General features: G+C 62.7%; 13 protein-coding genes. 8 read left to right on the plus strand and 5 right to left on the minus strand.

Features of this window, described 5'->3' with window-relative positions; all coding sequences use genetic code 11:
* Nucleotides 1-2: 2 nt before the first annotated feature.
* From CAL29_RS05760 to CAL29_RS05775, 4 genes are all read right to left on the minus strand, one after another.
* Nucleotides 3-1,202 (minus strand): CaiB/BaiF CoA transferase family protein, encoded by a 1,200-nt coding sequence (locus tag CAL29_RS05760; RefSeq protein ID WP_094851973.1) that lies wholly within the window; start codon nucleotides 1,200-1,202, stop codon nucleotides 3-5.
* 230 nt (nucleotides 1,203-1,432) lie between these two features.
* Nucleotides 1,433-2,422, minus strand: a complete 990-nt coding sequence (locus CAL29_RS05765) for a Bug family tripartite tricarboxylate transporter substrate binding protein (RefSeq protein ID WP_094851974.1) — start codon at nucleotides 2,420-2,422, stop codon at nucleotides 1,433-1,435.
* A 102-nt stretch (nucleotides 2,423-2,524) separates the two neighbouring features.
* Nucleotides 2,525-3,577 (minus strand): Ldh family oxidoreductase, encoded by a 1,053-nt coding sequence (locus CAL29_RS05770; protein ID WP_256977216.1) that lies wholly within the window; start codon nucleotides 3,575-3,577, stop codon nucleotides 2,525-2,527.
* Nucleotides 3,574-4,362 (minus strand): LamB/YcsF family protein, encoded by a 789-nt coding sequence (locus tag CAL29_RS05775; protein WP_094851975.1) that lies wholly within the window; start codon nucleotides 4,360-4,362, stop codon nucleotides 3,574-3,576. Before CAL29_RS05775 ends, CAL29_RS05770 begins: the two co-directional genes overlap by 4 nt.
* Nucleotides 4,363-4,567: 205 nt before the next feature.
* Here CAL29_RS05775 and CAL29_RS05780 point away from each other — a divergent pair, with 205 nt between their 5' ends.
* From CAL29_RS05780 to CAL29_RS05815, 8 genes are all read left to right on the plus strand, one after another.
* Entirely contained in the window at nucleotides 4,568-5,779 is a 1,212-nt protein-coding gene (locus CAL29_RS05780) for a pyridoxal phosphate-dependent aminotransferase (protein ID WP_094851976.1), read from the plus strand.
* Nucleotides 5,780-5,858: 79 nt separating this feature from the next.
* The gene (locus tag CAL29_RS05785) at nucleotides 5,859-6,536 is read left to right on the plus strand and encodes an RraA family protein (RefSeq protein ID WP_094851977.1); all 678 of its coding nucleotides are present in this window, start codon (nucleotides 5,859-5,861) and stop codon (nucleotides 6,534-6,536) included.
* Nucleotides 6,537-6,560: 24 nt separating this feature from the next.
* The gene (locus CAL29_RS05790; RefSeq protein WP_094851978.1) at nucleotides 6,561-7,034 is read left to right on the plus strand and encodes an acetyl-CoA carboxylase biotin carboxyl carrier protein; all 474 of its coding nucleotides are present in this window, start codon (nucleotides 6,561-6,563) and stop codon (nucleotides 7,032-7,034) included.
* A 3-nt stretch (nucleotides 7,035-7,037) separates the two neighbouring features.
* Nucleotides 7,038-8,393, plus strand: coding sequence for an acetyl-CoA carboxylase biotin carboxylase subunit (accC, locus tag CAL29_RS05795; RefSeq protein WP_094851979.1), 1,356 nt, complete (start codon nucleotides 7,038-7,040; stop codon nucleotides 8,391-8,393).
* Nucleotides 8,383-9,054, plus strand: a complete 672-nt coding sequence (pxpB, locus tag CAL29_RS05800; RefSeq protein ID WP_094851980.1) for a 5-oxoprolinase subunit PxpB — start codon at nucleotides 8,383-8,385, stop codon at nucleotides 9,052-9,054. The genes accC and pxpB overlap by 11 nt, the downstream gene beginning before the upstream one ends.
* Nucleotides 9,051-10,061 (plus strand): 5-oxoprolinase subunit C family protein, encoded by a 1,011-nt coding sequence (locus CAL29_RS05805; RefSeq protein WP_094851981.1) that lies wholly within the window; start codon nucleotides 9,051-9,053, stop codon nucleotides 10,059-10,061. The genes pxpB and CAL29_RS05805 overlap by 4 nt, the downstream gene beginning before the upstream one ends.
* Nucleotides 10,058-10,516, plus strand: coding sequence for a hypothetical protein (locus CAL29_RS05810; RefSeq protein ID WP_094851982.1), 459 nt, complete (start codon nucleotides 10,058-10,060; stop codon nucleotides 10,514-10,516). Before CAL29_RS05805 ends, CAL29_RS05810 begins: the two co-directional genes overlap by 4 nt.
* A gap of 14 nt (nucleotides 10,517-10,530) precedes the next feature.
* Entirely contained in the window at nucleotides 10,531-11,544 is a 1,014-nt protein-coding gene (locus CAL29_RS05815; RefSeq protein WP_094851983.1) for a phosphoglycerate dehydrogenase, read from the plus strand.
* A 27-nt stretch (nucleotides 11,545-11,571) separates the two neighbouring features.
* Here the strand turns inward: CAL29_RS05815 and CAL29_RS05820 are convergent, their stop codons facing one another.
* On the minus strand, nucleotides 11,572-12,315 hold the full coding sequence (locus tag CAL29_RS05820; protein ID WP_094851984.1) for an IclR family transcriptional regulator: 744 nt from the start codon (nucleotides 12,313-12,315) through the stop codon (nucleotides 11,572-11,574).
* Nucleotides 12,316-12,519 lie beyond the last annotated feature (204 nt).

Here is a 12,519-nt window from a genome sequence, read left to right on the forward strand (position 1 = left end):
TCCTAATTGGTCGCACGGTTTCCGAGCCAATCCGTCAGCACTTCGGCTTCGTGCTCATTGAGCCGCGGGGGAGGGCGCTGATAGCTGGGCGGCGTCGCGGACATCCTGAGCGGATTGGCAAGAAGCCGCACTTCGCCTTCCGCGGCCCACTCGCAAGGCATGTGCAATTCGGCGCCGCGCGCTTTCACGTGCGGATCGGAAAAAACGTCTTCCAGGTTGTTCACCGGCCCGCAAGGCACGCCCGCGGCGTCGAGTTCCCGCAGCCAATGCGCGCGGGTTTTTTTTTGCAGCGCGCTTTCGACGAGCGCGCACAGGTCCATGCGATGGCGTACCCGCATGGGATTGGTTGCATAGCGTTCGTCGGACGACAGATGCGCCACCCCGGCCACTTCGCAGAAACGCCGGAATTGGGAGTCGTTGCCCACGGCGAGAATCATCGGCGCATCCTCGGTCGGGAAAACCTGATACGGGACGATATTGGGATGGCCATTCCCCAGGCGAATCGGCAAGGCCCCGTCGGTCAGGTAATTGGTGCCCGCGTTGGCGAGCCAGGATATCTGCGTGTCCAGAAGGGAGATGTCGATGTGCTGTCCCTCTCCCGTCCTGTCCCGGTGGCGCAGCGCCGCCAGGATGCCCACGGCGGCATACATGCCGGTCATGATGTCGGCGATTCCCACCCCGACTTTCATGGGTTCGCCTTGCGGTTCCCCGGTCAGGCTCATGATGCCTCCCATGCCTTGAATCAGGAAGTCATAGCCTGGCCGGCTTGCATAGGGGCCCGTCTGCCCGAATCCGGTCACCGAGCAATAGACCAGGCGGGGATAGCGCGTCCGGAGCTGCTCGTAAGCCAGTCCGTACCTGGAAAGGCCGCCGACTTTGTAGTTCTCAATGAGCACATCGGCCTTCGCGATCAGGCTATGCACGAGTTCCTGGCCTGACGCGGACGTGATGTCGACGGCGATGGAGCGTTTATTGCGGTTGGCGGAGAGATAGTAGGCGCTCTCTTCGGTTTCCTCGCCCGAACGCCCCAGCACATAAGGCGGTCCCCACTTGCGGGTATCGTCGCCTTCGGAAGGCTTTTCGACCTTGACCACGTCCGCGCCGAGGTCGCCGAGTAGCTGGGCCGAGCTGGGGCCGGCCAGTATCCGGGACAAGTCGAGCACCTTGACGCCGGCAAGCGTCGTTGCGCGATCCGTGCTCATGCCAGGCCTCTCGCGGTCGGCAGGTTGCGGACGGCGGGGCTGGCCGACAAGTTGGAAATGCTTTCAGGATTGCCTGACTTCATGAGTTTCCTGTCGTGCATGGTGGACTCAATGAAGTCTAGGATTCATTCCCTTCACTCTCAATTGAAATTCGCTTCAAGTCGGCAAGCTCCGGCGACTCGAAGACGAGAACGCGCAGCGACGACGCATCGCCGCCGGGCGTTCAAATCTCAGTCCAGCGTGATGTTCATCTTCTTGATCAACGTTCCCCACTTGTCGGCGTCCGACGCCATCTGGTCCTCGAGTTGCTTCGGAGAACCCCCGCTGATCTCGAAGCCCAGGTCTCGCAGGCGGCTGGCGATATGTTCGTCCTGTAACGCGACGTTGAAAGCGGCATTGAGCTTATCGACGATGACATCAGGCGTTCCCGCCGGAACGACGGCGCCATACCATGTCAACATCTCGAAGCCGGGCACACCCGTTTCCGCAACGGTGGGCAGATCCGGCAAAGACCGGATGCGTTCCTTGGTCGTGACGGCGAGCGCCTTGATCTCGCCCGCCTTGATAAGCGGAAGCGCTTCAGGCGCAACCGCGAACATGAAATCCACCCGGCCGGCCGCCAGGTCGGCCAGCGCGGGGGCGCCGCCCTTATAGGGAACATGCACTGCCTTGGCGCCGATTTCCTGTTTGTATAGTTCAACCCCAAGATGAGTAGGCGTACCGCTGCCAGCGCTGGCGTAGAAGGCCGCTTCCCCGCGCTTCTTCAGGCTTTGGGTCAGTTCCTGCATTGTGGCAACGCTATTCTTCTGGTTTACGACGACAAGGTTGGGCAGCGTGGTCGCCAGGACGACCGGTTTGAAATCTTTTTTTGGATCGAATGCCAGGTTCTTGTACAAGCTGGGATTGACGGCCAGGGCGGCGGACGTGGCCAGCAATACCGTATAGCCATCCGGCTTGGCCATGGCGACGTAATTGGCGCCGATATTCGAACCGGCCCCGGGGCGATTTTCAACGATGATCGGCTGCCCCAACGTCTTGGTCAGGCTGGTTCCCAGCAAACGAGCCAGCACGTCGACCGCGCCCCCGGCGGAAAACGGGACCACGATCTTGATCGGTTGTTGCGGATACGATGCCGCATCGCTGGCGTAGGCGGTCGACGTGGCGAGCGCGCCAACAACCGGCACAAACGCGCATAGCCGCTTCAGAAGCTTGAAAGACATTTTTTCCCCTCGTAGTGTGAATTGACGGGAGACGTCCGCGCCTCCCAAGAATCGTTCGCCTTCGCATACCTATCAGGCATGCGAGCGGCAAGAACCCGATTGCTAGCTTTTCAATGGCGCCACCGAAAAGGCTTGGCCCGTCATGCCCTGCAGGCCGGCCAGCTCCTGCACGACGCTGGCGGGTAGCGGTATGCCGCGCGCCAGCCGCTCTTGCTCGCATTGCGCCGCGCGTTCGCCTGGGTAGCGGCCGTTTTCCCCCGAGGCGTCCAGGAACAAGGACAGCCAGCCGGCCATGTGGGCGTCGAACGTTTGACGGCCGATGAGCAAATCGGGATTGATGACCTGGATGAACGCGCTGGCGTTGCCGCCGCTGCTGGTCGCGCCCGGCACTTTTTCCGATCCGGTCAGGCTGCCGGCCAAGACCTGCGCCAACATTGCCAGGCCGATGCCTTTATGGCCGGCCATGGGCGCCATCGCGCCCTTCAAGGCAAAAGCGGGGTCGGTGGTGGGTTGTCCGTCGGGTCCGATGGCCCAATCCGCCGGAATCTCGGTGCGTTTGTCGCGCATCGCCTGCAGCAGATTGCCGCGCGCCACGACACTGGTTGCCATGTCGAACAGCAAAGGCGCTTTGCCGGCCACCGGCGCGGCGAAGGCGATCGGATTGTTGCCGATAGCGGCACGGGACGAACCAGGCAAGGCCATCAACGGCGGCGTGTCCTGGCACATGAGAGCAATCATGCCGCGTTCGGCAGCAGCCAGCACAAACTGTCCGAGGGCGCCCATGTGGCCGCTACGTTTGACCAGGCACGTCACGACCGGCGATTGCTTCGCGCGCTCGACGGCCTGGTCTATCGCCTGCGTCGCGACATACTGGCCCAGGCCATTGTCGCCATCGAAATGCAGGACGCCGTCGCGCCACTGAGCCAGGGGACGAGGCGCCGTATTGACTTCCTTCTCGACAATTTTTTCCAGATAGGACGGTACGCGCGCCACGCCGTGCGTGTCGATGCCGCGCAGATTCGTGCGCACCAGGACAACGGCCGTTTGACGGGCGCAAGCGTGCGGGACACCCATGCTTTCAAAAGCCGCCGTCACCCATTCGGTCAGTTGCGTGGCGTCGTAGAGAGCGTGTTGCTGAGAAGCCGCCATGATCATTTCCCGTGGATGATTTTCGAGATCGGCATCAGCGGGCGGCCACTTTGGCTGATGGCGTCAAGAATGGTCTTGCCCAGTTCGATGGATCCCGGCGTGTCGCTGTGCAAAAGAATCTGGTCGACGCGCATGGGCAGCCGCTTTCCCGTGATGGTGGTAATGCTGTTGTCGTTCAATGCCTGCTTGACGCGCTCCAGAATCGCGGCGGGGTCCTTGATTACCGCGCCCGGCGTGCCGCGGCCCACCAGCAAACCCTGGTCGTCATAAGCGCGGTCGGCCAGGAATTTGGTGGCCAGAGGCAGATTGAGCCGCTCGGCGGCACGGGCGGCCGCCCCGTTCGGAATGGACGAGACGATCAGAGATGGATCGAAGCTGCGCGAGGCGCCAAGCAGGACCATGGCCAGTTCGTCGTCTTCGGCCACCATGTTCCCCAGGGCGCCGTGAAAACTGACATGCGTCATGCGATGGCCCGCCCCCACCGCGATCGCGTGCAGCGCACCCAGTTGGTACAGCGTCAGTGTTTCGAGCTCCTTGCGGCTCAACGACAGACGACGGCGGCCAAAACCCTGCATGTCGGCGAAGCCGATGTGCGCCCCCACGTCGGCGCCTTGCTCGAGCGCCCGGCGCACGGTGGCATCCATGATGACAGGGTCCCCTGCGTGGAACCCGCAAGCCACGTTGGCCGACGTGATCATGCCAAGCAGCGCATGGTCGTCCGCAATGCGATAGGGGCCGAAGCCTTCCCCCAGATCGCAGTTCAAATCCACACCTCTCACACCGCTATTCATGTGGCCTCCATTACGCACAAAGAAATTAAATTACAGTGAACGGATTCTAGATCGTCTGAATTTTTTAGCCACTAAGGGCAAACGAGCATGCTTATTGATTGAAATTAGGTATTTACCCTAATGGTTCGCACGTAAACCACACAATTACACTGTACGTAATTTAATTAACTCTGTTGAAATTTACAAGCGAGGCGGAACAGACTTCATGGACACTCCTTACCAGTACTACGCGGATCGGGCTTTGAACGTGGCGTCTTCCGCCAGTGGCGCGGCCGCCCAACGCGCCCGCGAGCTGCTGGCGCTCGGGCGCAGCATCATGAATCTCACCGCGGGCGAGCCCGACTTCGACACCCCGTCGAGCATCTGCCAGGCGGCGGTCGAGGCCATCGCAAATGGCGAAACGCGTTACACCACCGTGGACGGCACGCCAGCGCTGAAGAAAGCCGTGGTCGAAAAGTTCGCCCGGGAGAACGATCTTGATTACGCCCTGGACGAAGTCATGGTGTCCTCCGGCGCGAAACAGGTAATCTTCAACGCCATCATGGCCACCATCAATGACGGCGACGAGGCCATCGTTCCCGTTCCCAGTTGGGTGTCGTATCCGGAAATGGTGCGATTCGCCGGCGGTGTGCCTGTGCTGGTGACCTGCGAAGAGGCGCGGGATTTCAAGATTACGCCCGCCCAACTGGAAGCCGCCATTACGCCGCGCACGAAATGGTTGATGCTGAATTCGCCCAGCAATCCCACGGGCGCCCTGCTTTCCCAGGAAGAGCTGCAGGCCCTGGGGGAGGTCCTCCTGCGTCATCCCCAAGTGCTCGTCATGTGCGACGACATCTATGAGCACCTGCTCTATGACGGGCTGAAGTACTACACCATGGCGCAAGTTGTGCCCGCCTTGAAGGACCGTGTGCTCACCATCAATGGTGTCTCGAAAGCCTACGCCATGACGGGCTGGCGCATCGGCTACGCGGGTGGCCCCGCCGGCCTGCTCAAGCAGATGCGCAAGATCCAGTCGCAAAGCACCTCCAATCCTTGCTCGGTCAGCCAGGCCGCCGCGCTGTCTGCCCTGACCGGGCCGCAAGACTTCATCGCCGCCAATGCCGCCGAGTTCCAGGCCCGCCGTGACCTGGTCGTTAAGGCGCTGAACGCCATTCCCGGCATGACCTGCGCCAATCCGCAGGGCGCCTTTTATGTCTATCCATCGTGCGCCGCCTATATCGGCAAGAAGACGCCCGAAGGTTCCCTCATCCAGAACGACGCCGATTTCGTGGCCTATCTGCTCGAGCAAGGCGTTGCCGCCGTTTCGGGCAACGCGTACGGGCTGTCGCCCTATTTCCGCCTGTCGTTCGCCACCTCTCGCGAGAACCTGGTCGAAGCATGCCGGCGCATTCACGCCGCCGTCGAGCAACTGGGCTGACGCTTCTTGTTTCCCGTTCGCGACCGGATCGGCTATCGCCTGCTCCGGCTAGCGCCAAACTTCTAAAAAGGAATCGCATATGTCATTGGGACTTCGGATCGGCAAGCGTGAGCGCTGCGTCAGCGCCGCCACGATCAAACAGTATCAAGGCGCCGCCGCCGCGCACGCAAGCGACGCAATGGGCCGCCTTTTCCATGGCGGGTCGGCGCTGCGTCCGATGCACAAGGAGGGCGGCATGGTGGGCGCCGCACTGACGGTCAAGACGCGCCCGGGCGACAACCTCCTGGTGCATAAAGCGCTGGGGATGCTGTCGCCGGGAGACGTGCTCGTGGTGGACGCGGGCGGTGACACCACCAACGCCATCATCGGCGAACTGATGGCCGGCCAGGCCCAGCAGGCGGGCGCGGCGGGCGTGATCATCTATGGCGCCATCCGCGATTACGGAACGATAAACAAGGGCACCTTTCCCATTTATGCCGTCGGTGTGACCCACCGCGGCCCTTACAAGGATGGCCCGGGAGAGATCAACTTTCCAATCGCCATCGACGGCATGGTCATCAATCCCGGCGACTTGATCGTCGGCGATGAAGACGGCGTGGTCGCGGTTCCGTACGACAACGTGGACGAGATTCTCAAATCGATTCTGGCCACGCGCGAGAAAGAGGGAAAGAAAATGGCCACTATCCGGGCCGGCGAACCCATGGATCGCAAATGGGCCGACGACATTCTGCGGAAACTCGGCTGCGAAGGCCTGTAAGGCGTGCTTGGAGGAAACAACGACATGGGACTGGATCGACTGAAAAGCGTCATTGCGCTCGTCGCCGACTCCACGATTGTGGAACTGAAGTATTCGGAAGGCGATACGCATATCAGCCTGGTCCGCCGCGCCGAAGGTGTAGTACCGAGTCCTCTCCCCACGCCATCGCCGGCCGCGGAGGCCGCCGGCGATGGCGCGCCGCGGGAGCCCACGCCTCGGAAAGCGGAGCAGGCGCCGCCGCCCGCGGCGAGCGACGGCGATTTCGTCGTGGTCGCCCCTATGGCGAGCATCTTTCACCGTTCGCCTTCTCCGACCGCGCCGCCGTTCGTTGACGTCGGCGACGGATGCGAGCCCGGCACCAAGCTCTGCATTCTCGAGGCAATGAAGGTTTTCACCATGCTGGATTCGGAGTGCGCGGGCACGATCGCCGAGTTCTATGTCAATGACGGCGATGAAGTGCAGATCGATCAGCCGTTGATCAGGATCCGACGGAGATAACGCGTGGTCAATACGGTCCTTATTGCGAACAGGGGCGAGATCGCCCTGCGTGTTCTGCGCGCTTGCAGGCAGTTGGGCTTGAAAACGGTGGCCATATACTCGGAGGCGGATCAGGACAAGAACTACGTCGCGCTGGCCGATCAGGCGGTTTGCATCGGCCCGGCCGGCGCCGCTCGCAGTTATCTGGATCAACGCGCGCTGATCGCGGCCGCCCGGGCCACCGGGGCGGACGCCATCCACCCGGGATACGGATTCCTGTCCGAGAACGCTGAATTTGCCCAACGTGTGATCGATGCCGGGATCCAGTTCATCGGCCCCCGTCCCGAAGCGATCCGCACCATGGGCGACAAGATCCGGGCGAAGCAGGCCATGCTGGCGGCCGGCGTGCCATGTGTGCCTGGCTGGTCTCAGGAATTGCCGGAATCGACTGCCGAGTTGCAAGCCATTGCCAGGCAGGTCGGCTACCCGGTCATCGTCAAGGCCGCCGGGGGCGGCGGCGGACGCGGCATGCGCGTGGTGACCGACGAAGCGGAGATAGCCGATACGGTGGCCCTGACGCGCGAGGAGGCGCGCCAGGCATTCGGCAACCCCGCGCTCTACCTTGAAAAGTATCTCAGCCGCCCCCGGCATATCGAGATCCAGGTATTGGCGGATACCCACGGCAATGCAACGTGGGTCGGGGCGCGCGATTGCTCGGTTCAGCGGCGCCACCAGAAAGTGCTCGAGGAGGCGCCGCCCCCCGGCGTATCGGCACAGGCCCTGGCCGAGCTGGGCGCACGGTGTGTCAAGGCTTGCCAGGACATTGGATACCTGGGCGCCGGAACATTCGAGTTCCTGTACGAAGACGGCATTTTCGCCTTCATCGAAATGAATACTCGCATCCAGGTCGAACATCCCGTCACCGAGATGACCTGGGGCATCGACCTGGTCGCCGCGCAGTTGCGCATCGCGCAAGGCGAGCGGCTGGAGACCATCGTCGGCGACGGCACCGGTCATGCCATCGAGGCACGCGTCAACGCCGAGGATCCGGCGACCGGCCGTCCCTCTCCCGGCAAGATCACGGCATGGCGCGCGCCCGGCGGCTCTGGCGTGCGCGTCGACACCCATATCGAAGCCGGAACCATGGTGCCTCCCTATTACGACTCGCTCATCGCCAAGGTGATCGGGTTCGGACGCACCCGTCAGGAGGCCCTCGTGCGCCTGCGTTGCGCGCTTGCTGAAATGCGCGTGGAAGGTGTCCGCACCAATCTGCCGCTGCTGCTGCGCATTCTGGATGACGAGCCGTTCCGGGAAGGCGAGGTGGACATTCACTATTTTGAAACCCGATTCGGCGCCAAGGAGGCGCAGCATGCTGAATGACGCCCTCAAAGACGTGCCCCATATCAGCCTGCTGGGCACCACGGGCATATTGTTCGAGGCGCCCGGCCTGTTCGACCTGGAGACCCAGCGGCGAATCTGGTCGCTTGCCCGCGAGGCCGCGGGCTGGAAAGGCATACGGGAAGCGGCTCCGGGCATGACGACGCTGCTGCTGACTTTTTCCGCTCCTTTCCGCGAGATCGAGGCGCTCAAGGCAAGGCTTGAACAGGCATGGGAAGACGCGCAACCCGACCACCGCCAGGGCAAGCTCGTGGAAGTGCCCGTCATCTATGGCGGCGAATATGGCCCTGACCTCGAGGCGGTAGCGCAAGCCAAGGGCTTGAGCGTCGACGAGGTCGTCGCCATCCACACCGCCGGCGTCTATCCCGTCTTTGCACTCGGCAGCCATCCTGGGTTCGGTTATCTCGGCGCGCTGGATCCTCGCATCCACATGCCTCGCAAGAAGGTCCCCATCCTGCGCGCCGAGGCGGGTTCGGTCGCCATCGGCGGCATGCAGACCGGTGTTTCCTCCACGGCCGGCCCCAGCGGCTGGAACGTCATCGGGCGGACGGAAAAGCGCCTGTTCGACGAGCAGCGCAATCCGCCCGCCGTGCTGGAACCCGGCGACACGATACGTTTCACGGCGCAGAGAGTGCAGAAATGATTGAAGTCCTCACAGTTGGCGCCCAGACCACGATCCAGGACCAGGGGCGCCTGGGCTACCTGCGCTATGGGGTAGGCTGCGCGGGCGCGATGGATACGGTTGCCTTGCGCTGCGCCAATATCTGGCTGGGCAACGACGAAAACGCGGCGGCCATAGAGATTCCCAGTTTTCCTTTCAAGGTCCGGGCGTTCGCGGACACGCATCTTGCCGTCAGCGGGGCCGACGTCGACGTCTGGGTCGACGACATCCCGCGCTCCCCGTGGGGCCGGCTGATGCTCAAGGCCGGACAGACCCTGCATATCGGCGCGCCACGCCGATACAGCCGTTGTTATCTTGCTGTCGCCGGCGGTTGGGATGTACCGCTTGTTCTCGGTTCGCGGAGCACGCAGAATCGAGGTGGATTCGGAGGCCTGGAAGGCCGCGGCCTCACGGTGGGAGACCGATTGCAGGCGGCAACCCGGCCGGATCGCAGCGCTCCGCTACCCCGCGACGAAACCTGGCTCGGATTCGTTTCGCCTTATTCGGTGTTGCCGGACCCCGCGATCGTCCAGGACGGCGCGTGCGCGTTGCGTGTTTTGCCCGCCGGTGAGTACGGACACTTCACCGAAGCGGCCCTCGCGGCGTTCTGGCAGACGCCATGGAAGGTCACGATGCAGAGCAACCGGGCAGGCTATCGGCTCGCGGGCGAGAGCCTGACGTTCCAGAAGACGGTGGAAATGCGTTCGCATGGAATCGTGCCGGGCGTCGTTCAAGTGCCGCCGAGCGGCGCTCCCATCATCCAGCTCAGTGACGCCCACACGGCGGGCGGCTATCCCAAGATCGGGACCGTGATTCAAGCCGATCTCTGGCGCATCGGACAAGTCCCGTTGGGCAGCGCCATCCGCTTCGTGGAGGTCGATTACGAACAGGCGCTTCAGGCCCTGGAGGAAATCGAGCGCTACCTGGATGCGTTGCGCTCGGCGGCCAACGACACCTGGGACGCTGCGTCCACCAAGGAGCAGGCATGACAACGATGGAAGACCTGGCTGAAATCAAACGTCTGATGACGCAAGCCGGCATCACCAAGCTGACGCTGGCAAGTCCCTCCCTGTCGCTGGAGATCGTTACGGCAGCTCATGCCGCCGATCCGGGGCTCGCGGCCAACGCCGGTTCAGATCCAGGTGCGATACCGGATACGCAATCAGGCTCGGGACCGGGACCGACACCGGCGGAAAAGCAGGCTCAGGTTCACACGGTGCATTCCCGCCATATCGGTCGATTCGAGCCCCGGCATCTCACGCGCAAGCTACCCGCGATCGCTCCCGGCACGCGCGTCGTGCGCGGCGAGATCCTGGGTTTCGTTCGGGATGGCATGGTCCTGCGCCCCGTTCACGCCGAAAGCGACGGCGCCGTTACCGAGATACTGCGGCGCCCAGGCGCCGTGGTTGGGTACGGCACCGCGCTCATCGCCTATCGCCCCTGATTTCCTACGAGACTATGCACACTGCACTCAAGAGGGTCGTCGTTACCCAGCGGTTTTTCGATGCCGGCACGCGGGAATATCTTCAGAACCATGGCTGCACTGTCGAAATCGCCGAGTTGCCGCCCGGCGAAGCGGACGGCAATCTGACGCATGAACAGTTGGTCGGCATCCTGCGAGGCGCTTCGGCATGGATTGTGGGTCACGCACGCGTCACGCGCGAATTGATGGCTGCCCTGCCTGACCTCCAGGTCATTTCGCGGCGTGGGGTGGGCTATGACCGGATAGATTGCCAGGCGGCCAAGGAACTTGGCAAGGTCGTGGCCATCGCCGCCGGCGGCAATGCCGAGGCCGTGGCGGATCACGTGCTGGCCCTGATGCTGGCCGGCATCCGCCGCGTGCGGGATTTCCATACGAGAATGAACAACGGATGCTGGGAGATCGAGACGACCGGAGACCTGCATCGAAAGACTGTCGGCATCATCGGATACGGGCACATCGGGAAAACGGTCGCGAAACGATTGAGTGGTTTTGACTGCCGTATTCTCGTACATACGGCGAACCCCGGCAGCGCTGCCGAACAGTCCGGCATACCCGCCGTTGAATACGTGGACCTGCGGACGCTGCTGAAACAGAGCGACGTGGTTACCGTCCATGCGCCCCTGACGCCGGCCACCCGGTTCCTGATCGACAGCGCGGCCCTCAACACGATGAAGCCCTCCGCGTTCGTGGTCAACACGGCCCGAGGCGGCTTGGTCGAAGACGCTCACCTGCTGCAGGCTCTGCGCGACGGCGTCATAGGCGGAGCGGGGCTGGACGTGTTCGTCAGCGAGGCGGACCCTGCCTATGCCCCGGTGACGCGAGCGCTTCTGGCCTTGCCCAATGTGGTGGCTACGCCTCACACGGCGGCTTCTACGGAGCAAGGATTGGCGCGCACCAATCGGGTCGCGGCCGAGGCGGTGGTGGCGGTGCTGTCGAGTTCGCCCGTACGGGCGGACTGCGTCATCGTGGACGGCCGGCCGGCAGCCTGACGCCACCTTGGCGCTTGCGGCGATAAATTACGGGATGTCGGAGATCGACGGCACGAGGGAATAATTATTCTTTCCGAAACGCTGGGCCCCCAACGTACCGGACAGGTCTTCGGCATGCTGATGGAGCGCTTCCGCCAGGCGTTCCTGGCGCGCGGGGGTAAAGCGGCTGATCGGGCAGATCACCGTCAGCGCGCCAATCAATTCTCCGCTACGCCGGTAGATCGGGGTGGACAGCGAGGCCAGATCTTCGACATTCAGCCCTTGGGACACGAAAATCACGCGGAACCGGTTGTTTTCCAGCTCCTCCGGAGAAATGCACAGCGCCTGGGCCGTCGATGTGCCGTCACGCAGGTCGTTCTCGGCCACGACGCCGAAGCCGGCGCGCAATTGTTGCGAGGACTCGAGTTTGAACAGGCATACCCGGCGGGAGCCTTCGCGCACGTTGAAGGAACTGCTTTCGCCCGTGGCATTGCATACGCGTTCCAGCACGGGCAACACATGGCTTTCGAGATCGAAACTGCGTTTGTAGCGCTCCCCCATTTCCAGCGCGCGAGCACCCAACTGGTAGCGGCCATCCTCCAGTCGGCGCAGGTAATTGTGCTTTTCCAGAGAAACAACGTTGCGCAGGATGGTCGGCGTCGACATCTGGACGGCGTTGGCCAGGTCGATCAACCGCATCGGCTTGTTGGCCGCAATGAGCGTATCGAGAATGGTCAGTGCGCGTTCAACTGCTTGAATGCCTTGAGTTTTTCGCGGAGGGTGCGTGCTCATTCCTTTATGTATCCGAATCGGCTGGCTGTTCTTATGGATGACTTGGGATTTTGCGGTCGATTATCTCATAGCACCTTCCGCCGTTTCCCGCTTGCGCCAAGGCGGAAAATCCCTCCCGGGGAGGGCCACGCAACGAAAGGCCTGGAAGGCATGATTAATCGGGGACGAATCGTGTTCTTGAGCGCCGCTGCGCGGTGGGCGCCA

Origin of the sequence: Bordetella genomosp. 10 (assembly GCF_002261225.1) — a bacterium.
Taxonomy (GTDB): domain Bacteria; phylum Pseudomonadota; class Gammaproteobacteria; order Burkholderiales; family Burkholderiaceae_B; genus Bordetella_C.

Bases quoted from the DNA above. Each gene is read 5' to 3' on its own strand.
- CAL29_RS05760 (WP_094851973.1), bottom strand. From the start codon at position 1,202: ATGAGCACGGATCGCGCAACGACGCTTGCCGGCGTCAAGGTGCTCGAC.
- CAL29_RS05765 (WP_094851974.1), bottom strand. From the start codon at position 2,422: ATGTCTTTCAAGCTTCTGAAGCGGCTATGCGCGTTTGTGCCGGTTGTT.
- CAL29_RS05770 (WP_256977216.1), bottom strand. From the start codon at position 3,577: ATGATCATGGCGGCTTCTCAGCAACACGCTCTCTACGACGCCACGCAA.
- CAL29_RS05775 (WP_094851975.1), bottom strand. From the start codon at position 4,362: ATGAATAGCGGTGTGAGAGGTGTGGATTTGAACTGCGATCTGGGGGAA.
- CAL29_RS05780 (WP_094851976.1), top strand. From the start codon at position 4,568: ATGGACACTCCTTACCAGTACTACGCGGATCGGGCTTTGAACGTGGCG.
- CAL29_RS05785 (WP_094851977.1), top strand. From the start codon at position 5,859: ATGTCATTGGGACTTCGGATCGGCAAGCGTGAGCGCTGCGTCAGCGCC.
- CAL29_RS05790 (WP_094851978.1), top strand. From the start codon at position 6,561: ATGGGACTGGATCGACTGAAAAGCGTCATTGCGCTCGTCGCCGACTCC.
- pxpB (WP_094851980.1), top strand. From the start codon at position 8,383: ATGCTGAATGACGCCCTCAAAGACGTGCCCCATATCAGCCTGCTGGGC.
- CAL29_RS05805 (WP_094851981.1), top strand. From the start codon at position 9,051: ATGATTGAAGTCCTCACAGTTGGCGCCCAGACCACGATCCAGGACCAG.
- CAL29_RS05810 (WP_094851982.1), top strand. From the start codon at position 10,058: ATGACAACGATGGAAGACCTGGCTGAAATCAAACGTCTGATGACGCAA.
- CAL29_RS05815 (WP_094851983.1), top strand. From the start codon at position 10,531: ATGCACACTGCACTCAAGAGGGTCGTCGTTACCCAGCGGTTTTTCGAT.
- CAL29_RS05820 (WP_094851984.1), bottom strand. From the start codon at position 12,315: ATGAGCACGCACCCTCCGCGAAAAACTCAAGGCATTCAAGCAGTTGAA.